The sequence below is a fragment of the Flavobacterium sp. GNP011 genome, assembly GCF_056428925.1.
This window is the reverse complement of record NZ_JBWJVJ010000066.1, coordinates 1-304: the sequence shown is the minus strand read 5'-3', so window position 1 is coordinate 304 and position 304 is coordinate 1. Positions and strand designations below refer to the sequence as shown.

The window sequence follows — 304 nt, the reverse complement described above, 5'->3', positions numbered from 1 at the left end:
TAGTAGTGTAATCTCCGTTAGTAGTCGATATATTGGTAAAGCCTAAAGTAAGGGTAACCTTCTTAGCAGGAGCTACAACAGCAACAGCAACAGTACCAAGTACGGCAGATACTATTGATGAGAATAACGAGACCTTCACCATAGCGATCACCAGTGCTACAGGAACCGTTGGATCAACAACTGATACTGCTACAGGAACAATTGAAGATAATGACAATGCACCAGTGGTAACGATTGAGGATGCTACAATTGTTCATCGATTCGTGCTCGATGAACCGGGCGCTTATGGCTTAGATCACCGACT

The 304-nt window shown here is 43.8% G+C and carries 1 protein-coding gene; it reads left to right on the top strand.

Annotated features, from left to right (window positions below; genetic code table 11):
- Positions 1–32: 32 nt before the first annotated feature.
- On the top strand, positions 33–304 hold a 272-nt coding region (locus tag AC061E_RS16665; protein WP_478287257.1), incomplete at its 3' end, for a hypothetical protein.